This is a genomic window from Domibacillus sp. PGB-M46 (genome assembly GCF_022668875.1).
In the GTDB taxonomy this organism is placed as follows: Bacteria; Bacillota; Bacilli; order Bacillales; family Domibacillaceae; genus Domibacillus.
Map to the genome: position 1 here is coordinate 79,664 of NZ_JAKGCR010000004.1, position 25,325 is coordinate 104,988.

The following is a 25,325-nucleotide window of genomic DNA, read 5'->3' on the forward strand; positions in this document are numbered from 1 at the left end:
AGTACCAGTGGGGGGATAAAAGATGAATTTAACGTCCACACAATCGCTCCGGGCACATTCGTGTCCGGAGCATATTTGTTTGCAAACGCCGGATCGAACCTTTACATACCGGGAGTGGGAGGAGATCACAAAGCGCGCTGCCGCCTGGCTTTTATCACACGGGCAGCCGGGAGAAACCGTTGCGTTAACCGCTCAAAACAGATGGGAAACGCTCGCCCTATTTTGCGGTGCGGTGCGGGCTGGGTTTGTTTTTATGCCGCTTGATCCGCGGATGACGGAACCAGAACAGGCTGAGCGGCTTCGGCTCGCAAAGCCGGTGCTGTTCATTCCGGCAGAGCAGCTTGAAAAAACCGGCTTTTTGATTGAGCAGACCATCCCTTCTTCTTACTGCCATGAGGATGTTCATTGTATGTTTTACTCTGGATTCACTTCTGGTTCAAGCGGTACGCCAAAGCAATTTATCCGCAGCCAGCGGTCCTGGCTGAAAAGTTTTGAAGCAGGGATGGCCGATTTTCCGCTAACCGGGCTCGAAACGGCCGTGATCGCCGGTCCTATTCACCATTCACTGTTTTTATATGGAGCCGCATTTGCTTTTTTTAGCGGACAGCCGGTTCTTTTAATGGATAAGTTTGTGCCGCAGCACACGGCTCAAGCATTAAACCGTCTGGATTCGTTTGTTTTTTACGCGGTTCCGACGATGCTTGAAGCGCTGTACAATCGCTTTTACATTGCTTCAAAAGGAATTGTTTTTTTATCCGGTGCAGGGTGGACGGCGGAGCGGAAGCAGCAATGGACTGATACATATCCCGCGGCACCGCTTTATGAGTTTTACGGTGCCTCCGAGCTCAGCTTTGTGTCTTATATGACACCAGAGGATTACAGAGTGCGTCCTGCTTCCTCCGGAAAACCGAGCACGGGTGTAACGGTGGATATTCGGTCAGGAGGTAAAAGTCTTTCTCCGGGACAAATCGGATCCATTTATGTGAAAAGCCCGATGCTGTTCAGCGGCTATGTGCATGAAGGCCGGTACGAGCTTGACATTGGTCAAGACGGCTTTTATACGGTCGGAGATGCGGGCTATGTAGATGAAGCTGGCTGTTTATATGTGGTAGGCAGAGAGCAGTTTATGATGATTACAGGCGGCGTAAATGTTTATCCGGAAGAAATAGAGCGGGTCGTTGTAAAATGTCCGGATGTACATGCGGCTGCGGTCACGTCTATTGAAGATGTGCACCTTGGCGACCGGATTGTCTGCTTTTATACAGGCGGGGCAGACAAAGGAGCCGTCCGCTTTTTTACAAAGCAGTTTCTATCTGTCCAAAAGCTGCCAAGACATTGGATTCAAACAAACAGTCTTCCACTCACAACGAATGGAAAAATCGACCGGAAAGCCCTTCGAGAAAAAGCAAAGGAGGTCCTGCAGTGACTGTTTACATTACGAATGCGAAAAGAACGCCGGTAGGAGTAAAGAATGGGATTTTTTCAACAATAGAAGCAGCCCATCTTGCAGCACCTGTTATCAAAGAGCTGGCAGACTGCTCCACAGCTTTGCCCGACGAAGTGATTTTAGGCAATGTCACGGGGCCGGGCGGAAATATTGCGCGCTTGTCGGCTCTTTTGGCCGGGCTTCCCCGGTCGATACCCGGCTTCACAGTGGACAGGCAGTGTTCATCAGGGCTGGAAGCGATTCGGCTTGGTACAGGGCTTATTGCTTCCGGCGAAGCACAGCATGTCATTGCCGGCGGCTGTGAAAGCTCCAGTACTTCATTGCGCCCGGAAAAAGCCGTGTTTTCTCCGCAGTCGATTGGAGATCCGGAAATGGGCATAGCAGCAGAATGGCTTGCTGAGCGGGAAGACATTTCAAGAAAGGATCAGGATGATTACGCTGTATTAAGTTATCGGCGGTTTGCCGAATCGATCGCGGCAGCGCGGTTCACTCATGAAATCGTCCCGGTCGGCGGATGCCCAGTAGATGAGGCAGCTTTGAAAAAACGGCAGATTGAAAGGATGGCTCCGCGGGCAAAAGCAGCTTTTCAGCCGGGCGGAACGGTGACCGCATTAAATGCATCTGCTTTTAATGATGCGGCTTGTGCAGTATTCATGACGTCTGTAGAAGCACCAGGCTTGAAAGTGATAGCCAGCGCTGCCAGTGGTGCCGATCCGAACTTTCCAGCCGCTTCGCCTGTGCCGGCGATTGAAAAGCTGCTCATGAAAACGGGGCTCTCTGTATCAGATATTGATGTATGGGAAATAAACGAAGCATTCGCTGTGAAAATCATTTATGCAGCACGAAAGCTCGGTATTCCTTTTGAGAAAATAAATCCGGACGGGGGCGGATTGGCACTTGGCCATCCGTACGGAGCATCCGGCGCCATGCTTGCACTGCGGCTGTTTTACGGCATGCAGCGGCGGAATGAACAATTCGGCATTGCCGCAGTAGGAAGTGCAGGAGGCATCGGAGTAGCCATGCTTTTTGAACGCGTTTAAAACCTCCAAATCGGTTTTTACCAGTACATGCACGGGTATAAAACGGGAAAGAAGAGAAGGAGGAAAGCACGGTGAAAAAAGAGTTAGATCGGAGAGGGAAATGGCGCTTGTTCGCCATTCTTTTTTTGTCTTTATATGTAGTGATCATGCTTTACAATGTGTACCGGCCGCTGCCGGAGCATATTTCGTATGCGGGCAAAGAATGGGCGGTTCCGAGTGAAGATGTTGATTTTTTCTACAACCTGTCCGGTGAAAAAAACGGGGAGAAATTTTATAAGGAAGAAATTTTCACAAGGACCCTCGACATTATAGACGAAGCAGAACAATTTATCGTTTTGGACTTCTTTTTATTTAATTCCTACCATGAAAAAGAACAAGAATACCCAGCTATAACAAAGAAAATAACGGATGCACTGCTGGCAAAAAAAGCGGAAAATCCGGACATGCCGATTATCTTTATTACAGATGAAGTAAATTCATCGTACGGCTCTCATACCGTACCCGAGTTTGAAGCGATGAAAAAAGCAGGGATCGAGGTTGTCGAAACAAACTTGGATGCGTTCCGGGACCCGAATCCCATTTACAGCGGATTTTACCGCATGCTGTTTACGTGGTGGGGTGAGAGCAAGGAAGGCTGGCTGCCGAATGGATTAACGGATATGGCGCCGGATATGACCGTACGTTCTTATTTAAAACTCATGAATGTAAAAGCGAATCACCGAAAAACCATTACAACCGAAAAAACGTCCTTGATCAGTTCAGCGAATCCGCATGACGCAAGCTATTATTTCGCGAATACAGCGTTTGAAATAAGAGAAGCGCTCGTGGGAGATATGCTGCAAAGCGAAAAAGCCGTTGCCAATACAAGCCGGAACATCTCTTTTCCAGAATGGACGAATGCGGCCGAAAAAAGCGGGGAAGTTCGTGTCCAGCTTTTAACAGAAGGCAAAATACAAGAAGCAATTGAAAAAGAATTGGATCGTGCCCAAAAAGGAGACGAAATTTGGCTGGCTATGTTTTACTTAGCCGACCGGAATATGATTGAAGGACTGACAGACGCGGCAGAGCGGGGAGCAGATGTCCGCTTAATTTTAGATACAAATAAAAATTCGTTTGGACGCAAAAAAACAGGCCTGCCCAATATTCCAATGGCAGCTGAACTGCGTGAAGACACACATAACAGGGTAAAAGTTCGCTGGTCCGCCCAGTCCCCGGAGCAATTTCATTCAAAAATGATGTATATAAGGCATGAAAATGAATCGGTTGTCATCAGCGGGTCCGCCAATCATACGTCCCGCAACTTAAACAACTATAATCCGGAAACAGACCTGAAAATAAGAGCCGCCCACAATCAGCCTATTATAAAAGAAGTAGATGCGTATATGCATATGCTTTGGGAAAATAAAGGAGCTATTTACACAGATCCATATGAAAAGCATAACGAAAAAATATCGATTATAAAACGAACCATTTACTCATTTCAAAAACTGCTTCATTTTACAACCTTTTAGAAAAAAACAAAATTTTCAACTAATTGCATTATGTGCAAAATTCAAATTTGACATTTTTAAAAGAAAGAATTAAAATAAAAGAAAAAAGGTCGTGACAAAATGCCAAGAGGTGAAGGAAAGTTTTTAATCAAGCAGCGTGCATTCTTAAAACTGTATATGATTCGTTTTGTGGAAGAACATAAAATGTACGGTATGCAGGCAATGGATGAACTGAAAGCATCGTTTAAAGCATTTGGATACGAGCCAAACCATTCGGAAATTTACCGCTCTCTTCATGAACTGATTGATGATGGCATCTTAAAGCGGCAGAAAAAAGTGCAGGAAGGCGCAAAATACAAAGAAATCGTCATCTATCAATTTGCCGACTATGAAAAAGCAAAGTTATATAAGAAACAAGTGAAAACCGACCTCGACCGCAGCATGTCTTTGTTACGGAAAGCGCTGGAGGATGTATACTAAGCTGGATAACTACCTGTTAAGAAACCGCTTCTTTTATAAAAGAAGCGGTTTTTTGCCGTATTCTAGCAGGGAAAGTAATGTGTTTTGGATTTTATGAACACAATTCACTTTAAAAATAAAATGTTTTTATTTTTCTTTTTATATACGTTTCTAGTTAAATTATTTAAATTATTCAATAATAAAGCGTTTTCAAAAAGCGAATGTAAAAAATGAAAAAATGAGAAAAAGAAAAAAAGGAGTTGGTTTCTATGACAATGCTCGCCATTCTTGGATTTTCGATGGTAGCTGTTTTTATGTATCTGATAATGAGCGGAAGATTATCCGCATTGATCGCACTGATGATTGTCCCGGCTGCATTTGCTCTTTTTGCCGGATTTGGATCCAAGATTGGAGAAATGGCTTTAACGGGTATTACGGATCTTGCACCAACCGGCGTTATGCTGATGTTTGCGATTCTTTACTTTGGCATTATGATCGATGCCGGCTTGTTTGATCCTGTAGTAGGAAAAATTTTAAAAGCGGTTAAAGGAGATCCAATGAAAATTGTGGTCGGTACCGCTGTACTGGCTATGATTGTTTCATTAGACGGAGACGGAACCACAACCTACATGATTACGATCTCAGCTATGCTTCCGCTTTACCAGCGTTTAAAAATGAATCCGCTTATTCTTCCGGCTGTAGCGCTTATGGCTGTAGGGGTAACCAACCTTACACCTTGGGGCGGGCCGACTGCCCGTGCAGCAAGTGCCCTGAGCCTTGATATGCAGGAGCTGTTTAATCCTCTTATTCCAGTTATGGCTGCCGGCGCTCTTTGGGTGATTGCCGCTGCTTACTGGATGGGTAAAAAAGAACGGAACCGCCTTGGTGTCCTTTCATTGGAAGAACTCAATCAGCCGGTTGAAGGAAAAAGCTATTTAACGTTTTTCGGAACAGCTGCTGTTTCAGAAGAAGATGCAAAATGGAAGCGTCCAAAGCTTCTTTGGTTTAACTTTGCGCTGACTATTGCACTTATGGTGATGCTCATTCTAGGCGTTATGCCGCTGCCAATCCTGTTTATGCTTGCTTTTGCTGTTGCCATTACGATCAACTACCCAAATGTAGCCAATCAAAAAGAACGTATTGCAGCACATGCAGGCAATGTGCTGGCTGTCGTATCACTCGTGTTTGCAGCCGGTATTTTCACAGGTATTTTATCTGGAACAGAAATGGTTGATGCGATGGCGAAAAGCTTGATTGCCATTATTCCAGATTCGATGGGCCCGCATCTTCCTGTTATCACAGCGCTTGCGAGCATGCCATTTACATTCTTCATGTCTAATGATGCTTTTTACTTCGGTGTTCTGCCTATTATCGCAGAGGCTGCTTCCAATTATGGTGTAAGTGCTGTTGAAATTGGACGTGCTTCACTTTTAGGCCAGCCGGTCCACTTGCTCAGTCCGCTTGTAGCTTCCACGTATCTGCTTGTCGGGATGGCAAAAGTAGATTTTGGCCAATATCAGCGCTTTACGCTTTTATGGACAGTCGGAACAGCCGTTGTCATGACGGTAGCTGCTATTTTGCTAGGTGTTATTTCTCTATAAGAAAAAATCCCGGATCAAACCGAATCCGGGATTTTTTCTTTTATTCTGGCCTGTTTTTTCGTACAATTTGGTAAAAAGAAGATAGGAGTTCACATGAAAAGAAAAATCGTGCCGCTTCGAACGAAAATTTTTACACTCGTTTTTTGTCTGCTTTTTTTCATCGTAGCCGGCATGTCTGCGGTTTTTTACTGGATTCAGGCAAAAGAAACCGCCGATCAGGTACACCAGCTTTCGTTGCAGACTGCTCAAACGATTTCTTTTATGCCGGAAACGAGTGCTTTCTTAACCGACGACCGCAAATCGGATACACTGCTTCCCGTCTTAGAGCATATTCAGGAAAGAACCGCTGCGCAGTCCATATCGATTGCGGGCCGAAACGGAACCGCCTTATCTACGTATCAAAACGCACAGCCGCTTCATGAATCAGACAGCCGCTCTCTTATTTACGGAGGTTCCTACACAGTAGAGGAAAAAGGAACAGACGGCGAAGCCATTATCGGCAAAGCTCCGATTGTCCAAGCAGCAGACGGCCATTCAGAAGTAATTGGAACCGTATCTGTTGAATTTTCCAAAAAATCGATTGCAGCCCAAATTGCTTCCCAGACGGGAAATATCCTGCTTGCCGCCGCGTTAGCGCTTTTAGTCGGGATTGCCGGCGGTTTATGGCTCACTAGAAGCATTTTATCTGATACACTTGGATTTGAGCCTGTAAAAATTGCATCCTTGTATAAAAAAACGATTGATGAAATACGGCTGTATTCTGATGAGCTCCGGGCTCAGACGCATGAATTTATGAACAAGCTGTATGTTTTATCCGGTCTCTTGCAGCTCGGCCGCCATGAAGCTGCCCTTGAGTTTATTCAAAGGGAAGCTGATAGTGTTTCCCTGCAGCAGCATATCGTTTTTAAACAAATTAAAGACGACTTGATTCAAGCTGTACTGCTCGGCAAAACTGCTAAAGCATCAGAAAAAAAGATTTCCTTTTCGATCGAACAGGAAAGCGTGCTGTCCGGTATCCCTTCCCATATGGACGGTCATGCGCTTTTAACCATTATCAGCAACCTAATTGATAATGCATTTGAAGCCGTCAGGCAAAAAGAAAGCCCCTGTGTTTCTTTTTTGATCACAGATGCGAGTCCAACTTTAATTATTGAAGTGACCGACAATGGGACCGGGATTGGCGAACAAACGGTTTCATCCCTGTTTGAAAAAGGAGTATCGACAAAAGGGGAAAACCGGGGGTTTGGCCTTTATAATGTAAAAGAAGCCGTTGATGCTTGCGGAGGCGTGATTGAGGTGCTGCCAAATGACCCTTCCGGCACTATTTTTACGATTTACATACCGAAGAACGCAGTTAAAGGAGATGGACATGGATGATACACGTTGCGATCGCGGAAGACGACTTTCGTATTGCCAGCATACAAGAAGAGTTTCTGAAACAATTAAGCGGGTTTACGCTTGCAGGAAAAGCATTAAATGCAGAAGATACGCTTGCCATGCTCGAAAAAAAGAGAGTAGATGTTTTGCTGCTTGATATTTATATGCCGGATATGCTCGGCACGGAGCTACTGCCGATCATAAAAAACCGTTTCCCGAAAACCGATATTATTATGGTTACCGCAGCTTCCGAAAAAGAAATGCTTGAAGAAGCACTTCGTTACGGCGTTTTTCATTATTTAATCAAGCCGGTTTCTCTTGAAAAGTTCACATCGGTGTTAAACGAGTATAAAAAGAAAAAACAGCTGCTTCAGGACACAAGCCAGGTTACCCAGGATATAGTCGATGCTTATTTTGCGGGAACCGCCCAGGCATTGCCTCAAGCGGCCCAGCTGCCAACCGGTATCGACAGCGTGACGCTAAACCGGGTGTCAGAAGTATTGGAAAACCTGCGGGACGGCGTATCGATTGAAGAAATGGGCACCCAGATTGGCGCTTCCCGGACGACGGCACGCCGCTACCTTGAATACCTTGTTACAGTGGGGAAATGCCGGGTTGAACACGAATACGGCATCGTCGGAAGACCGGAACGCCGCTATTTCAAGGTTGGGTCATGAAGCAGCTTCTTTTGCTTGTCTTGATTTTTTTTACGGCCGGCTGTGCGGCGTCTTCTCCACCGCTTGAAGAAAAGGAACTGACCTTTATTGTCCCCGGCTCTCCAAACGGCGGCTGGGATGCACTCGCCAAATCGATTAAAACGGTTATTGAAAGGGAGCAGCTTATCAAACAGCCGATACATATTGTGTACGAAGAAGGCGATGGCGGAAATGACGGCTGGGCCCGCTTAAACGAAGAAGACTCTAGCACGATCGCCATTAACTCAAGCCTGCTGCTCACAAACAACCTGCTCGGTCACAGCAATCTTCAATACGAAGATTTTACGCCGCTTGCCACGATGGCCAGCGAGTGGCAGGCCGTGATCGTTTCCAGTGATTCTTCTATCCAGTCGATTAATGACTTAATGGACAAGCTGAAAACGGAGCCCGGGCGCTATCCCATTGGCATTGAGCCGCAATTTGGCAACGATGACCAAATTGCTTTCGCGCAGGCAGCACGTACAAAGAGCATATCGGCGGCTTCCCTTCGTTTTTTTCGCTATCCTGACGGAAAAGCGCTCCTCAAAGCGCTTCAAAACGGAAAAATCGCTGCCGCTTCTCTGTCCTCCTCTCAGTCAGAAGATTTTGCGGCAAATGGAAACGTCCGCATTATCGCCATTTCCTCGCCGAAGCGGCTTGGTCATCTCCCGGATGTGCCAACATGGAAGGAACAAGGCATTAATGTCGTGTTTCCGCACTGGCGCGGCGTGATGGGGCCTGGCGATTTAACAGAAGCGGAGCGGAAATGGTGGGGCGAGCTTTTAAACGCAGTTCAATCTTCTCCTTATTGGAAAGAAGAGCTGAAGAAAAATCATTGGACTCACTTTTATCGGAACAGCGAGGATACAGAGGCCCTGCTCCGGTCTGATACGAAAAAATACCGCTATATCATGAATCAAAAATAAAAGCTGTCTCTATTTATTAGAGACAGCTTTTACGCTGGTTGCGGCAAAAGGCCAAGAACCGCAAAAAAGTGAAACACGGTGCCTGCCAGTACAAATAAGTGCCAGATCATGTGATGATACGGAAAACCGCGCCAGACATAAAAAATGGCGCCTGCTGTATATAAAATCCCCCCGGTAACCAGAAAAGAAAGCGTCATGGGGGAAAGAGCGGCTGTAAGCGGACCCCAGGCAAAAACAATCAGCCAGCCCATCAGCACATACAAGAGGGTAGACAGCCCGACAAACCGCTTTACAAAAAAGCATTTAAACACCGTGCCTGCTATGGCCATACCCCATACTAAACCAAACAGTGTCCAGCCGAGCGTTCCCTGGACGGCCACAAATAGAAATGGCGTATACGTCCCTGCTATAAACAAATAAATAGACGCGTGATCAAAAATTTCAAACAGGTCTTTTACTTTTCCTTGAGGAAAACTATGAACAAGCGTAGAAGACACATATAAAAGCAGCATCGTGATGCCAAAAATCATAAATCCTGCTAAATGCCAGCCGGTTCCGTAAATGGCCGAAAAAACAATCAATAAAACAAGAGCGGCTAAGCTGAGCAGGGCGCCAATTCCGTGGGTAATGGAGTTGGCAATTTCCTCACCTCTGGAAAATACATGTGTAGTCGAAGATTCTTTCATATGCGGCAGCTCCTCCCATTGGGTAAATGTCACAGTCGTATTGTAGCATATTCATTTCGAATTATTCTCGTTCCGCCTTTTAAAAAGGTTAGGACATACTGGAAAAACGGGTATACTGATAAAGACAATCGATGAAAGGGGTTTTTTTGAAATGGAACCAATTAAACATGAAAACGGCATTTTTTACATGGAAAAAGACGGCCGGCGTGTTGCGGAGATTACCTACGTCCCGGCCGGGGAAGGAAAAATTAATGCCAACCATACGTATGTCGCACACGAGCTGCGCGGCGGCGGTGTAGCCGAACAGCTGCTCGATACGCTTGCTGATTATGCAAGAGAAGAAAACCTGAAAATTATTCCTTCCTGCTCCTACGTCGTCGCAAAGTTTGCAAGAGGCGGCAAATATGACGATGTAAATGCCCAGTCTACATGAAATATGTGGTGATTGGGGGAGACGCGGCCGGCATGAGTGCTGCCATGCAAATCGTGCGCAGTAACAGCGAAGCAGAGATTACTGTGCTTGAAAAGGGATCTATTTATTCCTACGGTCAGTGCGGGCTTCCTTATGTGGTCGGCGGCCTTATTCCCTCAACGGATAAAGTGATTGCCCGAAGCATTGAAACATTTCGCACGAAGTATGGGATCGATGCCCGCATTTTGCATGAAGCTACAGCGGTAGATCCGGTAAAACGGACTGTATCCGGCGTGAATCACGAAACGAAAGAAACGTTTACCGTTTCCTATGACCGGCTTTTAATTGCAACCGGAGCCAGCCCGGTTCTGCCGTCCTGGAAAGGAGCAGGGGTAGAAAGGGTGCACGTCGTCAAAACCATTCCGGATACCGAGCGTTTAATGCGTCATCTCAGCCTAAAAGAGGTAAACGAAGTTGTCATTATCGGCGCAGGATATATCGGCCTTGAAATGGCTGAAAATATTCACCGGCTCGGAAAACAGATTCGGATTGTTCAAAGAAGCAGCCGAATTGCCGGCATGCTTGATTCGGATATGACCGGGGCGCTTCACCAGGAAGCCGAGCAGCACGGTGTGATTCTATCGTTGAATGAACACGTTGAGGCAATTGAAGCGGGACAGGTTGTAACGAGCAGGGCCGCTTATCCGGCGAATCTCGTCATTGCTGCTGTCGGCATTCGTCCTAATACCGCTTTTTTAAAGAAAACAGGCATTCATATGTTTGAAAATGGCGCGCTTATCGTCAATGACCGGATGGAGACCTCGATACCCGGTATATACGCAGCCGGAGACTGTGCCACACATTTTCATCTCGTAAAAAGAAAACCCGATTATATTCCGCTCGGCACAACCGCTAACAAGCAGGGAAGAATAGCCGGACTGAACATGGCTGGCCGGACAAGGTCCTTTAAAGGTGTTACCGGTACGTCCGTTTTTAAATTTTTTAACCTGGTGGCTGCATCAACCGGCTTAACGGAGAGAGAAGCGGAAAGGGAAGGGATTTCCTATCGGGTCTCTGCGGTTGAAACAAAAAACAGAGCCGGCTATTACCCGGATGCTTCTCCTCTTCGCGTGAAAATTTTATATGATCCGGAGTCCGGGCTGCTGCTCGGCGGCCAGGCAGTGGGCGAACGCGGGGCAGAGAAGCATATAGATGTGCTGTCGGCGGCCCTGTTTAACAACATGACCATCGAAGAACTGGAAGATTTGGATTTAAGCTATTCTCCGCCGGTTAACAGTGTATGGGATCCTATTCAGCAAGCGGCGCGCCGGGCCAGATAAAGCGGGAGGGAGCGCGTATGTATTCACATATTATTTTGGCAGCGGACGGTTCAGAGCACTCCTATCGTGCCGCCGAGCATGCTGCAGCGATAGCGGGTGCTTCCCCTTCATGTACGGTTACGATTGTGTTTGTTCCAAGGCCTGACGAATCAAAAGGAGCTGCTTTACAGCAGGAACGCATGAATGCGGTTCAGTGGGAACGGCGGGACAAACTGGCTCGTCATGAATCCCTTTTTACGGGAAAAGGCATTCCATATTCCGTCTTGGTGCGGGAGGGAGATCCAGGCCCCGCTATTGTGAAGTACGCCAATGCCCAAAAGGCAGACCTGATTATTCTCGGCAGCAGAGGACTGAACCATCTTCAGCAGTTCGTTCTTGGCAGCGTAAGCCACAAAGTGATGAAACGGGTGAATTGTCCCGTCATGATCGTAAAATAAAAAATGGCACCTCCCTAGGGAGATGCCATTTTTTGTTTAGGAAGCGTACATTTCTTTTACACGTTTTTGAAGCTCTGTATCTTCTAAAAACTCGTCATACGTCATCATCTTATCGATGATTCCGTTCGGTGTAAGATCGATAATACGGTTCGCCGTTGACTGAACAAACTGATGGTCATGAGACGCGAAGATCATGGCGCCTTTAAACGCAATCAAGCCGTTGTTAAGAGCCGTAATAGATTCCAAGTCCAAGTGGTTGGTCGGTTCATCCAATAAAAGAACGTTTGAACCGGACAGCATCATCTTAGACAGCATGCAGCGGACTTTTTCGCCCCCGGAAAGCACGCTTGCTTTTTTCAGCGCTTCTTCACCAGAGAAAAGCATCCGGCCAAGGAATCCGCGCAGGAAGCTTTCGCTTTCATCCGCCGGCGAAAATTGGCGCAACCATTCTACAAGCGTCATCTCCGACCCCTCAAAGTATTCGGAGTTGTCTTTCGGGAAGTAAGCCTGTGATGTTGTGACGCCCCATTTGAATGAGCCTTCGTCCGGCTCCATTTCGCCAGCTAAAATTTTAAACAGCGCCGTTTTGGCTGCTTCATTTGTGCCGACAAGCGCAATTTTATCTTCCCGGCTCATAATAAAGCTTACGTTGTCAAGCACTTTCACGCCATCAATTGTTTTGGACAATCCATCTACACGCAGGACATCGTTCCCAATTTCACGCTCAGGCGTAAACTGTACATATGGGTAACGACGGGAAGAAGGCTTGATATCATCCAGCGTGATTTTATCCAAAGACTTTTTCCGTGAGGTCGCTTGTTTTGACTTTGAAGCATTGGCGCTGAAGCGAGCGATAAATGCTTGCAGTTCTTTGATTTTCTCTTCTTTTTTCTTGTTCGCATCTGACTGTAACTTTTGTGCAAGCTGGCTTGACTCATACCAGAAATCATAGTTACCGGCATAAATTTGAATTTTTCCAAAGTCAAGGTCTGCCGTGTGCGTGCATACTTTATTTAAGAAATGACGGTCATGGGATACGACAATAACGGTATTTTCAAAGTTAATTAGAAATTCTTCCAGCCAGCGGATCGCTTCAATGTCAAGGTGGTTGGTCGGCTCATCCAGCAAAAGAACGTCCGGCTTGCCGAATAAGGCCTGGGCAAGAAGCACTTTTACTTTGTCTGATCCATCAAGCTCTGACATTTTTTTGTCATGCAGTGCTTCTTGAATACCTAAACCAGAAAGGAGAATCGCGGCTTCGGATTCTGCTTCCCAGCCGTTCATTTCAGCAAACTCACCTTCGAGTTCCGCTGCGCGCATGCCGTCTTCATCCGTAAAATCAGCTTTCATGTAGATCGCATCTTTTTCTTTCATTACTTCATAAAGACGGGCATGGCCCATAATAACCGTTTCCATTACACCGAACTCTTCATATTCGAAGTGGTTCTGCTTTAATACGGCAAGACGCGCATCTTTCGGCATGGACACATGACCGGTCTGAGGCTCCAGGTCACCGGATAAAATTTTAACAAATGTAGACTTGCCGGCACCATTTGCGCCGATGAGTCCGTAGCAGTTCCCCGGTGTAAACTTTAAGTTAATATCTTCAAACAATTTTTTGTCGCCAAAGCGCAGGCTGACGTCTTGTACTGTAATCAAATGTTTTTTCCTCCCAATATGAATTCATCGCCTCTGATTATATCATTCTTGGGAGAAAAAAAGAATAAACAGTAAATTGAAAAAGCGGGCAAATCTTTTTTAATTCCGAGTAAGCAAATAGGATTGACTTTGCATTATTTTCTGATAAACTAAACTCATTCGAAAAGAACAGATAATAAAGAGGGGGACATCAATGATTACCTTTGAATCGTGGAATGATATGCAGGATCAGATCCCTGACTTTCCGGCTGATTCAGAAACAAAAGGAGCACTTGAAGTGCTTCGGTGGGCATATGAGACGTATGGCGACAAGCTTGTTTATGCCTGCAGCTTCGGAATTGAAGGCATTGTTTTGATTGACTTGATTGCTCAAGTAAAGCCGGATGCAGAAATCGTTTTTCTAGATACTCATTATCATTTTAAAGAAACATACGAGACCATCGATAAAGTAAAAGCTCGTTATCCGCAGCTGAATATTCGTATGCAGCAGCCAGAGATGACAATTGAAGAGCAAGCGGCCAAGTTTGGACCAGACTTGTTTGCTACAAACCCAAATAAATGCTGTGAAATCCGGAAGATTATTCCGCTTCAAAAAGCATTGGCTCCGTCAACAGCTTGGATTTCCGGGCTGCGCCGTGAGCAATCGGAATCAAGAGCAAACACAAATTACTTAAATCTTGATAACCGATTCCAAAAAATTAAAGTGTGCCCGCTCATTCACTGGACGTGGAAAGAAGTGTGGCGTTATGTAACAAAGCATGAGCTTGACTATAATGTACTGCATGACCAGGGTTACCCAAGCATTGGCTGCGAACCATGCACAAAGCCTGCTTTTTCAATGGAGGACATTCGTTCCGGACGCTGGAGCGGATCCGGTAAAACAGAATGCGGCCTTCATACAACCAATCCGTAAGATCTTAAATTTTTTTAAAAATAATACCAAGTGTTTATCTATGAATTTTAACCTATTCGGAGGGACCTATACATGACGAACATTGCTGCCCATGGAGGCCAACTTATCAACCAATACCAACCGGATTTTGACCTATCCGGCATTTCAAAAGAAGTCGAACTTGATGCGACGGCTTTAAGTGATCTTGAATTAATCGCCACGGGCGCATTCAGCCCGCTTACCGGCTTCCTTACACAAAAAGATTATGACAGCGTCGTAAAAGATATGCGCCTCGCAGACGGCACAGTTTGGAGCATTCCAATTACGCTCCCTGTACAGGATGCATCTGGATATGAAAAAGGGGACACAGTCCTGTTAAAACAAAACGGCACGGTATATGGCGTGCTCAACATTGAAGACATTTATGAGCCTGATCAAAAGCTTGAGGCACAAAACGTATACAAAACAACAGAAGAAGCCCATCCAGGCGTGAAAAAAGTATACAGCCGCGGTCCGGTTTACCTGGGCGGCCCGATTACACTTGTGAAACGCATTGAGCGCGAGCAATTCGCAGAGTTCTACTTTGATCCAGCTGAAACACGCCGTATTTTCCGTGAAAATGGCTGGAACAAAATTGTCGGTTTCCAAACACGCAACCCGGTTCACCGTGCACATGAATACATTCAAAAATCAGCGCTTGAAATTGTAGACGCGCTTCTTTTAAACCCGCTTGTTGGCGAAACAAAGTCCGATGATATTCCAGCTGATATCCGTATGGAAAGCTATCAGGTGCTTCTTCGCGATTATTACCCGGCAGACCGTGTAAAGCTTGCTGTATTCCCGGCAGCTATGCGCTATGCGGGACCGCGCGAAGCGATTTTCCACGCGATTGTCCGCAAAAACTATGGCTGCACACACTTTATCGTCGGCCGTGACCATGCAGGTGTTGGTGACTACTACGGCACGTATGAAGCACAGGAGATATTCTCAAACTTCACAGCAGAAGAAATCGGCATTACGCTTCTGTTCTTTGAACACAGCTTTTTCTGCAAAAAGTGCGGAAACATGGCTTCTTCCAAAACATGCCCGCATTCAAAAGAAGATCATGTGATTCTTTCCGGTACGAAAGTGCGTGAAATGCTTCGTGCAGGAGAAATTCCACCGGCAGAATTCAGCCGTAAAGAAGTGGTAGAAGTTCTAATCCGTGGAATGAAAGAAACATCAAACGCATAAGGGAGAGAAGAAACATGACGAACAACAATATCGTCTGGCATGAACAGTCACTAACAAAAGAAGAACGTCGCAAGAAAAACGGACACCACAGCGCGGTACTATGGTTTACCGGGCTGTCCGGTTCCGGCAAGTCAACGGTCGCAAATGCTGCGGCCCGCCGCTTGTTTGATCTTGGCGTAAGCACGTATGTATTAGACGGCGACAATGTGCGCCATGGCTTAAATAAAGACCTTGGTTTCTCAGATGAAGCACGTAAAGAAAATATCCGCCGTATTGGGGAAGTATCTAAACTGTTTGTAGATGCAGGCCAGCTTGTATTCACAGCTTTTATTTCTCCATTCCGTGAAGATCGTGATACCGTTCGCGCACTTCTTGAAAACGACGAGTTTATTGAAGTATTCGTTGAGTGCCCGATTGAAAAATGTGAGCAGCGCGATCCAAAAGGCTTGTATAAAAAAGCAAGAGCAGGCGAAATTCCTGAGTTTACTGGTATTTCATCTCCGTATGAAGCACCGGAAAAACCGGAGCTTGTGTTAAATACGGATCAATATTCCGTTGAAGAGTGCGTGGACCAGCTTGTTGAGTACTTAAAGAAAAACAACTGGCTGTAAAGAAGCACCTTGCCTGAGTTTTTCATTCAGGCTATGATAAAAAGCATCAGATAGAGAGAAATGCATGATGAACGGGAGGTGGCACGATGGGCAAAATATGGCTTGTCGGTGCAGGTCCGGGGGATCCGGATTTAATTACGGTAAAAGGGTTACGGGCAATACAGGAGGCGGATGTGATTTTATATGACCGCTTAATCAGCATGGAGCTTCTTGACCATGCCAAAGAAGGAGCCGAGCTTCTTTTTTGCGGAAAGCTGCCAGACCGTCATTTCGTCCAGCAGGAAAACATTAACGAGCTTCTCGTTGAGCATGCCAAGCAGGGCAAGCAGGTCGTCCGGCTAAAAGGCGGCGATCCATACGTATTTGGCCGTGGCGGCGAGGAAGCGGCGTTTGCTGTACAAAACGGCGTGGACTTTGAAGTGATTCCAGGTATCACATCTGGTATCGCAGCGCCTGCGTATGCCGGTATTCCTGTAACCCACCGTGATTACGGCGCATCTTTTGCCATCGTAACCGGCCACCGCAAAGAAGGCGCAGATGAAGAAACAAAATGGGCGTCTCTTGCAAAAGGAATTGACACGATTGCCATTTATATGGGTGTCAAAAACCTTCCTTATATTCAGGAAAAATTAATTCGCTACGGAAAATCTCCCGAAACACCGGCCGCTCTAATTCATTGGGGAACAACGGAAAAGCAGCAGACGGTAACAGGCACACTCGAAAACATTTATAATGTTGCACAAGAAGAAGGGATTACCAATCCAAGCATGATCATCATTGGTGAAGTGGTGAAAATGCGAGGAGAATTGCAATGGTTTAAAGAAAATGCGATAAAGGTACAGGGGGGTGCAAAAGGATGAAAGCAGTTCTTTACATTTGCCATGGAACACGCATAAAAGAAGGCGCCAAGCAGGCGGCAGATTTTATACGTGAAACCATGCCGCTTGTTGACATGCCCATCCAGGAGATTTGCTACCTTGAGCTGTCTGCCCCTTCCATTGAAGAAGGACTTCGCACCTGTGTAGAAAGAGGAGCAACGGATATCACTGCGATTCCGTTTCTCCTCCTGACAGCAGGCCATGCAAAAGAAGACATTCCAGAAGAGCTTGCAAAAGCAGCCAAGCTTTTTCCTGACGCTGTAATTCGTTACGGACGCCCGCTGGGTGTACAGGAACAAATTATCGATGTGCTCATCGACCGGATGAAAGAAGCCGCGCCGATTTCAGCGGATGCGTCGGTTCTGCTTGTAGGACGGGGAAGCAGTGATCCGGCAACAAAGGAAGACTTCGGCCACATTCTCGATCTTTTTCAATCTAAAACCAAGTTAACTGATGTGACTATTGGATATATGGCAGCTTGTGAACCTTCTTTTGAAGACGCTCTTCGCCAGGCGGTAGACAGGGAGCCTCATCAGCTGTTTATCGTCCCTTACCTGCTTTTTACCGGTATATTGACGAAAACGATGGAACGAGCTGTGAAAAAACTGAATTCAGCGAGCGAGATTCATCTTTGCCGCCATCTCGGGTATGACCCGGTTATTGGCCGTATTTTAGCACAGCGCGTAGCAGAAGCTGCCCAATCGGAGCCTGTATGTTTCCCATCATGATTGACTTGATCGGACAAAAGGTTGTCATTGCAGGCGGCGGTCCGATCGCTTTTCACAAAACCGAGAATTTACTCCGGTTTGGTATACGGCCGCACATTGTCAGCCCCGATTTTCACCCGTCTATTGAACAATTGGCTCTTGAAGGAAAAGCAGTGCTTCATCGTAAGAAAGTCGAGTGGAGCGATCTTGAGGATGCCTTTTTAATTATGCTTGTCACAGACGACAAGCAGGCAAATGCCAAAATGGCTGAGCTTGCTGTCCATCATGGAAAACTCGTTGTCCATGCAGAGCATAATGATCTTGGCAATGCACAGATTCCTGCTGTCATGATGCGCGGAAAGCTTATGATCAGTGTGTCTACAAGCGGCGCAAGCCCATCTCTCTCCACCCAAATCCGTAATCACCTGGAAGAAGAATTTGACGAGCGTTATGAAGCGTATGTAGATTTTTTGTATGAGGTCCGCCAGTATATTAAACGGCATATTCCTGAACGCCCTGAACGGCGAAAGTGGCTGAAAAGGGCAGCAGAGAATGATTATTTGGAATATCCAGAGAAAAGAAAACAATACATGGCGGATCTCAAAGAGGAGTATCCCGCCCTGTAGACTACAGGAGGAACGGAATGGAACGTTTTATCATCTTTGCACTCGTCGGGCTTGCTGCCCAGCTTGTGGACGGGGCCCTTGGAATGGGCTACGGCCTGACATCAACAACGCTGCTTTTATCTGCGGGAATTGCTCCGGCGGTTGCCTCGGCTTCTGTTCACATGGCAGAGGTCGTGACAACGGCAGCATCGGGCATTAGTCACCGGAAATTTGGAAATGTTGATAAAGCCATGCTGAAAAAACTCATTATCCCTGGCTCTATTGGTGCGTTTGCCGGTGCAACTTTTCTAAGCAATCTGACGGGAGAATATGTACGTCTTTACGTTTCTACGTTCCTGCTTTGTCTCGGGCTGTTTATACTAGGCCGTTTCCTTTTATTAAAGAATGCACAAAAGCAAGCGCCAAAAGCGCCAACGAATCGCTTTTTTATCCCTCTGGGACTTATCGGCGGTTTTTTTGACGCCAGCGGGGGCGGAGGCTGGGGACCTATTGCAACACCGGCTTTGCTTTCAAAAAAAGGCATGGAGCCCCGAATCGCTATTGGAACAGTAGCGGCCAGTGAATTCGCTGTTGCGCTGTCCGCCACAATTGGATTCATGATTTCACTTGGCCCTGAGAAAATCAACTGGCTGTGGGCAGGAGCGATTATGCTTGGCGGTATTATCGCAGCGCCGATTGCCGCCTTTATTGTGAAAAGCCTGCCAACACGCGTGTTAGCGGTCATTGTAAGCGGCATGCTGATTTTCACAAATTTAAATGCCATTTTTAAATATACGGATATCCCTGGTTCAGCCCAATCTGCAGTATTTATTGTGCTTATTATGATCTGGATTCCACTAACGGTTTATATGGTTCGAAAAGAAAAGCAAATCGCCCGCAGTGAACAAAAAAGAGTATCTTAAAAACAAGGCCTGTGACAGGCCTTGTTTTTTTATAACCAAATCAGAAAAATCGGGTATACTAAAAGTAAACAAAGGAGGGAGCCACATGAAAATTCAGTTTGCTGCACTGGAGTCGTTTGTCAATGAAAAACGTCCTTCGGTGAACGCACAGCTGTATGCAGCTCAAAAAAGCGGTCCTTCTATTAAACGATCCCGCATTCGTTCTAAAGGAGAATCGGAGGCGCTTACCGCTCTTGTTTTGGCCAAAAAACAACGTGCTGTGCAGGAAGGTACTTTTGTTATTAAAGAAGCGGGGAAGATTTATTTTGACGCCTATTGATGCCTTACGCGCCCAACTAGAGACTTTAAAGAAGCTGCCGATCCGTGAGCGCATGTTTGAATTTGCGGGCCTTGTAACGGAATATATGAGCGCATTCGGCATTAAGCCTGTAGTCGTCGGCGGCCTGGCGGTGGAGCTATATACGCTAAACCATTACACGACACACGATATTGATTTTATTTCCAGTGGATGGGAGCAATTTAACAAGCTGCTGACAGATGAATTGGCGTTTAAGCGGACAGCGCGCGAATGGTACCATGAAGAACTTGAAATTGCTATTGAAATCCCTTCCAGTGATTTGGAAGGAAGCGCGGAAAAAGTGGTTGAAATCGAATTAAAAAGCGGCCGCAGCATTTTTGTGATTGCTGTGGAAGATATTATTATACACAGACTTGAATCGGTGCTCGTCTCCAATGTCCAGTTTCCTGAAGACCATGAAGATTATCAATGGGCATACCGGATGTTTTTGCTGCACAGGGATGATTTAATCGACCGCGAGTACTTAAAGCAAGAATCGCTTAAAACAAAAACAAATAAATGGATCCAGGACTGGATAAAAACTGAAGTGTAAAATTTCTCTTTTTTCTCATTGTTACAAGTTTACTTCTGAAATGAGAAAAAAGATATCTGACTTTCTATAATAAATATTATGTTAACTTTAAAATAAAAAAAACGAAACAAGCCTTTTATATATTCCCCCTTTTTTCCTTCCTTTCACTTCATATCCAGATTTTACTTATCAAACAGTTTTCGTTCGATTTTGTCCTCGTATTGCTTAAACATCGCGGAATTCGTTTTAATTCTTCTTTTAGACAGCAGCTGATTGTAACGAAGCCTTTTTTCATTCAGCTGCTCGTTTAACGACCGTACCTGGTCTGGATCGTCACAATTGCTTACTAACCGTTCGAGCTCGCGGATATCCTGGCGCAAATGAGCATCTTCCTGTGTAAAACCAGCATTTTTCAGCATTCTTGCAGCCATTCGCATTTCCGGCGGCAGTGATGCAAATTCATCCTTCGGCAGCGGTTTTCCAGCACCTGGCAGGCGGTCAAATGCGCCTTCCTCCATTGCTTTCTTGATCCGTTCTTCAGCAATCCGGAATGAATCCATGTATATTCCTCCATTTTCAATTGAGTGATCTTTATTATAGCAAGATCCGAAACAAAACACCGGAAATAAGCCCTTTTTTAACTTGGCAGTACTTTACATACAGCGTTCTGTAAAACAGTTTTATAGACATATTTTCACGAAAGAATCTACTAAGAATTTTCATTTTGTACAAACAAAGGCGAAAACTGTTGAATTTTTTGTGACACTGTCGTGAAAATATTGTTTTTTGCGGCTAATAGGATTAGCATAGAGAGTGGTGAAAAGATCGTTACAACTAGGTTTATCTACTGAAAACAAGCAATTGTGAAGTTGTTAACATTCTTTACGCTTTGAACTACGGAACTACATAAGAAAGGGGTACAGCATGAAAAAGAAATGGTTGTTATTATCAGCGATTTTCACTATTGCTACAGTGCTTGCAGGATGCGAAAATCCGCTAATGGTACTTGATCCAAAAGGGCCGAATGCCAAAACGCTATCTGACACCATTATTATGTCAATCATCGTGATGTGCGGTATTTTGTTTGTTGTTTACGTGTTGTATGCGTACATGCTTATCAAGTATCGGGCGTCCAGAATGGGAGAGGATTACGAGCCTCCTCACGAACATGGGAGCACAAAACTAGAAATTATTTGGACGGTTATTCCGATCATAATTGTTGTGTTTTTGTCCGTTATCACAGTTCAATCAACAAGTAAGGTGGAAAGCAAGCCGGTTGGCTATGAAAATGAAGAGCCGCTTGTGATCTATGCAGCATCGTCTAACTGGAAATGGCATTTCAGCTATCCAGAGGAAGGCATTGAAACAGTTAACTATGTAAACCTTCCGGTAGATCGTCCAGTAGAGTTCCGTTTGTATTCATACGGACCAATCACGAGCTTCTGGATTCCACAGCTGGCTGGTCAGAAGTATGCGATGAGCGCCCACGTTACAAAGATTCATATGGCAGCAGATGTGCCGGGATCATACATGGGCCGTAACTCAAACTTCAATGGTCAAGGTTATGCTCAAATGGAATTTGAAGCACAGGCAATGACACAAGCGGATTACGACGAATGGGTAAATGACGTCAAAACAACAGCACCGAAGCTGACTGACGCTGATTACGATAAGCTGCTTGAAACAGATTTCGTAGGCCGTAAATCGTACTCATCTACTCATCTTGAGTTTAACCCGCCGCCAGAAGGACAGCATCATGGAACACCTAATGAAGGAACACCTAACACAGAAGAAGATGGAGACAAAACAGCTCCTTCTTCAGAGCCGCACACCCATCCGAATCATACTGAGTGATGGACACAACAATGAAAGGAGACACTTAACATGGAGTCGCATGAGCAACAATTTCTCATTCTTAACGAACCCATGATCGTCGGAGCGATGATCAGTATTGTGGTCGGTGCGCTATCCCTTTTTATTGGGATAACCTACTTTAAAAAGTGGGGCTACTTATGGCGTGAATGGATCACAACGGTTGACCATAAAAAAATCGGCGTTATGTACATCTTAGTCGCCCTTGTAATGCTATTCCGTGGAGGCGTTGACGCCCTCCTCATGCGCGGACAAACAGCGATGCCGGAAAACGGCCTGCTTGATGCGCAGCATTACAACGAAATCTTTACAACACACGGCGTTATCATGATCCTATTTATGGCGATGCCATTTATCATTGGATTAATGAACGTTGTCACACCACTTCAAATTGGTGCGCGTGACGTAGCATTCCCGCGCCTGAACTCCGTCAGCTTCTGGCTGTTCGCGGTTGGGACAGGCTTGTTTAACATTTCATTTATCATCGGGGGATCACCGGATGCCGGCTGGTCTGCTTACTTCCCGCTGGCGAGCTTGGAATTCAGCCCGACAGTCGGAAACAACTATTACGCAATTTCCCTGCAAATCGCAGGTCTTGGTACATTGGCAACAGGGATTAACTTCCTTGTAACGATTTTGAAAATGCGTGCACCAGGCATGACATTAATGAAGATGCCAATGTTTACGTGGTCTATCTTGATCACAAACGTTATCATCGTGTTCGCGTTCCCTGTTTTAACAGTAGCACTTGCATTGATGACAATGGACCGTCAGTTTGGAACGAAGTTTTTCGCCATGCAGGACGGCGGAATGGACATGCTCTGGGCCAACCTATTCTGGGTTTGGGGACATCCTGAAGTATATATCGTTATCCTTCCTGCTTTCGGTATTTACAGTGAAATTATTTCAACGTTTGCTCGTAAGAACTTGTACGGCTACAAATCAATGGTTATTAGTATGGTGGCGATTTCCCTTCTTTCTTTCGTTGTTTGGGCGCACCACTTTTACACAATGGGCCACGGCGTTATGGTCAACAGCGTATTCTCCATCACAACGATGCTGATTGCCGTTCCAACCGGTGTAAAAATATTCAACTGGCTGCTTACCCTTCATAAAGGGAAAATTAGTTTTACGACACCAATGCTTTATTCGCTTGCATTTATTCCGATTTTCACAATCGGTGGTGTTACTGGGGTTATGCTTGCGATGGCAAGTGCCGATTACCAGTACCACAACACAATGTTCCTAGTGGCGCATTTCCACTATGTATTGATTCCAGGTACGGTATTCGCCGTTATTGCCGGCTTCCATTTCTGGTTCCCGAAAGTCTTCGGTTTCCGCTTAAATGAAAAGCTTGGAAAACTTGCTTTCTGGTTTATTACAATCAGCTTTAACGTGGCGTTCTTCCCGCTGTTCATTCTTGGACTAAACGGTATGACTCGCCGTATGTACACATATTCTGAAAGCACTGGCTACGGCCCGCTTAACATGCTTTCATTCCTTGGCGCGGTTGGCTTGGGGATCGGCTTTATCATCCTCGTGTATAACCTGTACTGGAGTATCCGTTACAGCCCGCGCGATGAAACAGGCGATCCATGGGATGCCCGCTCTCTTGAATGGGCAACACACGGTCCTGTGCCGTTCTACAACTTTGCACGCATTCCACAAGTGAACGATCTTGATGCATTCTGGTATGCGAAAAAACACAACAAACCGCTTTGGAGCGGCCCAATTGAAAAAATTCACATGCCAAACAATAGCGGCATGCCGTTCCTTATGAGTGGCGCGTTTTTCGGTGCTGGCTTCTGCCTCGTATTCAGCTGGTGGATTCCAACCATTATTTTCACAATCTTGATCTTTGTCTTTATGGCCCTTCGTTCATTTGAACAAGATCACGGCTACTACGTTTCTGTCGAAGAAGTTGAACGGATAGAACGGGAACTTGGAGGTGAAAAATAATGAAAATTGATGAATCGCTGCCGCTTGAGTACAGTACAGAAGAAAACCGGCTGAAGATTCTCGGCTTCTGGATTTTCCTTGGCGCCGAGATCGCCCTTTTCTCCACGCTGTTCGCGGTTTACTTTACGCTTCATAACGGCCACGGAGATGGACCGAGCGCAGAGGAACTGTTTAAGATTACGCCGGTTATGATCGAAACCGTTTTGCTTTTAACAAGTAGTTTTACGATCGGTCTTGGTATCCATGCGATGCGTCTTGGCTTGAAAAAAGCGATGATGACTTTCTTTGTGATCACCCTTGTACTCGGCCTTGGATTCCTTGGTACGGAGATTTATGAGTTTGTAGAATATATCCATGAAGGTGCCACAATTCAAACAAGCGCCTTTACATCAAGCTTGATGACACTGCTTGGCACGCACGGTGCGCACGTAACGTTCGGCTTTTTCTGGGGAGTAGCCATTCTTATCCAGGTAGCAAAACGCGGCTTGACACCGGAAACAGCGAACAAATCGTTTATCTTCTCGCTTTACTGGCACTTCCTAGACGTTGTCTGGATCTTTATCTTCAGCTTCGTTTATTTGAAAGGAATGATGTAAGATGATGAAGCAATTGTTCCCGAAGCAGCACGTGATGGGCTTTGTGTTTTCAATGGTCCTCTCGATTGTTGCCTTGGCGGTTCTCGCTTTTGATATGTCATACAAGATGGGGATGGCGATCCTGCTTGTTACCGCTATTGCGCAAGCCTTGGTTCAGCTTCTTCTCTTCATGCATATCGGAGAATCAGAAGACAAAAACACACTTTACACAAACATCATTTACGCTTTGTTTGTTGGTGTTGTAACGATCCTTGGAACATTGTTCACCATGATCTGGGGTTATATGTATTAAGAAAAAACCGGAGCGATTTGCTCCGGTTTTTTATATCTTCTCATACCTTGAACTTACTTTCTCTATTAAAATGAATACTAGCCATATGCCAAAGATCCACATTGAACTCACAAGGATGGTTGCACCGATAATGGACATCATGTACCCTTCATTGTAACCGCTTGCAAAAAGACTCACAAGAAAGATTAATCCGCCAATAACACAGCCCGCGCCTGAGAAATACTTGATAAACGAAAGTATTTTCACTTGCTCTTCTGTCATTTTTTATCAGCTCCTTCTTACTATCTATTTTACGCATGTTCACAAAATTGTCAAATAT

28 protein-coding genes are annotated in these 25,325 nt (G+C 45.6%); 24 read left to right on the top strand and 4 right to left on the bottom strand.

The features are described 5' to 3' along the window. The first annotated feature begins 22 nt into the window (after positions 1-22). The 8 genes from L2D08_RS06260 (at position 23) to L2D08_RS06295 (ending at position 9,035) form a co-directional block, all read left to right on the top strand. Positions 23-1,426 carry an AMP-binding protein gene (locus L2D08_RS06260; RefSeq protein ID WP_242232896.1) on the top strand — a complete coding sequence of 468 codons (1,404 nt, stop codon included), beginning with the start codon at positions 23-25 and terminating at the stop codon, positions 1,424-1,426. After that, a complete protein-coding gene (locus L2D08_RS06265) occupies positions 1,423-2,487 on the top strand; it encodes an acetyl-CoA C-acyltransferase (RefSeq protein ID WP_242232897.1) in 1,065 nt (354 codons plus the stop codon). The genes L2D08_RS06260 and L2D08_RS06265 overlap by 4 nt, the downstream gene beginning before the upstream one ends. Positions 2,488-2,558: 71 nt before the next feature. Beyond that, complete coding sequence (locus tag L2D08_RS24260; protein WP_242232898.1) at positions 2,559-3,998, top strand: phospholipase D family protein; 1,440 nt, start codon at positions 2,559-2,561, stop codon at positions 3,996-3,998. Between the two features lie 99 nt (positions 3,999-4,097). Next, on the top strand, positions 4,098-4,457 hold the full coding sequence (locus tag L2D08_RS06275; protein WP_242232899.1) for a replication termination protein: 360 nt from the start codon (positions 4,098-4,100) through the stop codon (positions 4,455-4,457). Between the two features lie 254 nt (positions 4,458-4,711). Then, positions 4,712-6,037, top strand: coding sequence for a CitMHS family transporter (locus L2D08_RS06280; protein WP_242233170.1), 1,326 nt, complete (start codon positions 4,712-4,714; stop codon positions 6,035-6,037). 93 nt (positions 6,038-6,130) lie between these two features. Then, positions 6,131-7,414: an ATP-binding protein gene (locus tag L2D08_RS06285; protein WP_242232900.1), complete on the top strand. Its 1,284-nt coding sequence runs from the start codon at positions 6,131-6,133 to the stop codon at positions 7,412-7,414. Then, positions 7,411-8,091, top strand: coding sequence for a response regulator (locus tag L2D08_RS06290; RefSeq protein ID WP_242232901.1), 681 nt, complete (start codon positions 7,411-7,413; stop codon positions 8,089-8,091). Before L2D08_RS06285 ends, L2D08_RS06290 begins: the two co-directional genes overlap by 4 nt. After that, complete coding sequence (locus tag L2D08_RS06295; protein ID WP_242232902.1) at positions 8,088-9,035, top strand: tripartite tricarboxylate transporter substrate-binding protein; 948 nt, start codon at positions 8,088-8,090, stop codon at positions 9,033-9,035. The genes L2D08_RS06290 and L2D08_RS06295 overlap by 4 nt, the downstream gene beginning before the upstream one ends. 29 nt (positions 9,036-9,064) lie before the next feature. Here the strand turns inward: L2D08_RS06295 and trhA are convergent, their stop codons facing one another. Further along, on the bottom strand, positions 9,065-9,721 hold the full coding sequence (gene trhA / locus L2D08_RS06300; RefSeq protein ID WP_242232903.1) for a PAQR family membrane homeostasis protein TrhA: 657 nt from the start codon (positions 9,719-9,721) through the stop codon (positions 9,065-9,067). Between the two features lie 151 nt (positions 9,722-9,872). Here trhA and L2D08_RS06305 point away from each other — a divergent pair, with 151 nt between their 5' ends. From L2D08_RS06305 to L2D08_RS06315, 3 genes are read left to right on the top strand one after another with little or no spacing between them, the layout of a single operon-like run. Continuing rightward, positions 9,873-10,154 (top strand): GNAT family N-acetyltransferase, encoded by a 282-nt coding sequence (locus tag L2D08_RS06305; protein WP_242232904.1) that lies wholly within the window; start codon positions 9,873-9,875, stop codon positions 10,152-10,154. Then, a complete protein-coding gene (locus tag L2D08_RS06310) occupies positions 10,151-11,473 on the top strand; it encodes an FAD-dependent oxidoreductase (RefSeq protein ID WP_242232905.1) in 1,323 nt (440 codons plus the stop codon). Before L2D08_RS06305 ends, L2D08_RS06310 begins: the two co-directional genes overlap by 4 nt. Before the next feature lie 17 nt (positions 11,474-11,490). Further along, positions 11,491-11,910, top strand: coding sequence for a universal stress protein (locus tag L2D08_RS06315; RefSeq protein ID WP_242232906.1), 420 nt, complete (start codon positions 11,491-11,493; stop codon positions 11,908-11,910). A 36-nt stretch (positions 11,911-11,946) separates the two neighbouring features. On the opposite strand, the gene L2D08_RS06320 is transcribed toward L2D08_RS06315, so the two are convergent. Then, a complete protein-coding gene (locus L2D08_RS06320; RefSeq protein ID WP_242232907.1) occupies positions 11,947-13,569 on the bottom strand; it encodes an ABC-F family ATP-binding cassette domain-containing protein in 1,623 nt (540 codons plus the stop codon). A 193-nt stretch (positions 13,570-13,762) separates the two neighbouring features. Between L2D08_RS06320 and L2D08_RS06325 the strand changes: the two genes are divergently transcribed. The 9 genes from L2D08_RS06325 (at position 13,763) to L2D08_RS06365 (ending at position 20,308) form a co-directional block, all read left to right on the top strand. Next, a complete protein-coding gene (locus L2D08_RS06325) occupies positions 13,763-14,482 on the top strand; it encodes a phosphoadenylyl-sulfate reductase (protein WP_242232908.1) in 720 nt (239 codons plus the stop codon). A gap of 72 nt (positions 14,483-14,554) precedes the next feature. Continuing rightward, positions 14,555-15,694 (top strand): sulfate adenylyltransferase, encoded by a 1,140-nt coding sequence (gene sat / locus L2D08_RS06330; RefSeq protein ID WP_242232909.1) that lies wholly within the window; start codon positions 14,555-14,557, stop codon positions 15,692-15,694. A gap of 14 nt (positions 15,695-15,708) precedes the next feature. After that, entirely contained in the window at positions 15,709-16,305 is a 597-nt protein-coding gene (gene cysC, locus L2D08_RS06335; RefSeq protein WP_242232910.1) for an adenylyl-sulfate kinase, read from the top strand. Between the two features lie 86 nt (positions 16,306-16,391). Then, positions 16,392-17,165: a uroporphyrinogen-III C-methyltransferase gene (cobA, locus tag L2D08_RS06340; RefSeq protein WP_242232911.1), complete on the top strand. Its 774-nt coding sequence runs from the start codon at positions 16,392-16,394 to the stop codon at positions 17,163-17,165. Next, positions 17,162-17,911, top strand: a complete 750-nt coding sequence (locus L2D08_RS06345) for a sirohydrochlorin chelatase (RefSeq protein WP_242232912.1) — start codon at positions 17,162-17,164, stop codon at positions 17,909-17,911. The genes cobA and L2D08_RS06345 overlap by 4 nt, the downstream gene beginning before the upstream one ends. Then, positions 17,896-18,516: a precorrin-2 dehydrogenase/sirohydrochlorin ferrochelatase family protein gene (locus tag L2D08_RS06350; RefSeq protein WP_242232913.1), complete on the top strand. Its 621-nt coding sequence runs from the start codon at positions 17,896-17,898 to the stop codon at positions 18,514-18,516. The genes L2D08_RS06345 and L2D08_RS06350 overlap by 16 nt, the downstream gene beginning before the upstream one ends. Positions 18,517-18,533: 17 nt before the next feature. Further along, positions 18,534-19,418 carry a sulfite exporter TauE/SafE family protein gene (locus L2D08_RS06355; RefSeq protein ID WP_242232914.1) on the top strand — a complete coding sequence of 295 codons (885 nt, stop codon included), beginning with the start codon at positions 18,534-18,536 and terminating at the stop codon, positions 19,416-19,418. Positions 19,419-19,503: 85 nt separating this feature from the next. After that, positions 19,504-19,737 carry a hypothetical protein gene (locus L2D08_RS06360; protein WP_242232915.1) on the top strand — a complete coding sequence of 78 codons (234 nt, stop codon included), beginning with the start codon at positions 19,504-19,506 and terminating at the stop codon, positions 19,735-19,737. Further along, positions 19,724-20,308, top strand: coding sequence for a nucleotidyltransferase (locus L2D08_RS06365; RefSeq protein ID WP_242232916.1), 585 nt, complete (start codon positions 19,724-19,726; stop codon positions 20,306-20,308). The genes L2D08_RS06360 and L2D08_RS06365 overlap by 14 nt, the downstream gene beginning before the upstream one ends. 161 nt (positions 20,309-20,469) lie before the next feature. On the opposite strand, the gene L2D08_RS06370 is transcribed toward L2D08_RS06365, so the two are convergent. Next, positions 20,470-20,847 (bottom strand): DnaJ family domain-containing protein, encoded by a 378-nt coding sequence (locus tag L2D08_RS06370; protein ID WP_242232917.1) that lies wholly within the window; start codon positions 20,845-20,847, stop codon positions 20,470-20,472. Positions 20,848-21,211: 364 nt separating this feature from the next. Here L2D08_RS06370 and qoxA point away from each other — a divergent pair, with 364 nt between their 5' ends. Genes qoxA through qoxD form a run of 4 tightly spaced genes read left to right on the top strand, consistent with a single transcriptional unit; the run spans position 21,212 to position 25,006 of the window. Further along, the gene (gene qoxA / locus L2D08_RS06375) at positions 21,212-22,141 is read left to right on the top strand and encodes a cytochrome aa3 quinol oxidase subunit II (protein WP_242232918.1); all 930 of its coding nucleotides are present in this window, start codon (positions 21,212-21,214) and stop codon (positions 22,139-22,141) included. 30 nt (positions 22,142-22,171) lie between these two features. After that, a complete protein-coding gene (gene qoxB / locus L2D08_RS06380; RefSeq protein WP_242232919.1) occupies positions 22,172-24,118 on the top strand; it encodes a cytochrome aa3 quinol oxidase subunit I in 1,947 nt (648 codons plus the stop codon). Then, on the top strand, positions 24,118-24,714 hold the full coding sequence (gene qoxC / locus L2D08_RS06385; protein WP_242232920.1) for a cytochrome aa3 quinol oxidase subunit III: 597 nt from the start codon (positions 24,118-24,120) through the stop codon (positions 24,712-24,714). The genes qoxB and qoxC overlap by 1 nt, the downstream gene beginning before the upstream one ends. A 4-nt stretch (positions 24,715-24,718) precedes the next feature. Continuing rightward, on the top strand, positions 24,719-25,006 hold the full coding sequence (gene qoxD, locus L2D08_RS06390; protein ID WP_242233171.1) for a cytochrome aa3 quinol oxidase subunit IV: 288 nt from the start codon (positions 24,719-24,721) through the stop codon (positions 25,004-25,006). 30 nt (positions 25,007-25,036) lie between these two features. Here the strand turns inward: qoxD and L2D08_RS06395 are convergent, their stop codons facing one another. Beyond that, positions 25,037-25,267: a hypothetical protein gene (locus tag L2D08_RS06395; protein WP_242232921.1), complete on the bottom strand. Its 231-nt coding sequence runs from the start codon at positions 25,265-25,267 to the stop codon at positions 25,037-25,039. Positions 25,268-25,325 lie beyond the last annotated feature (58 nt).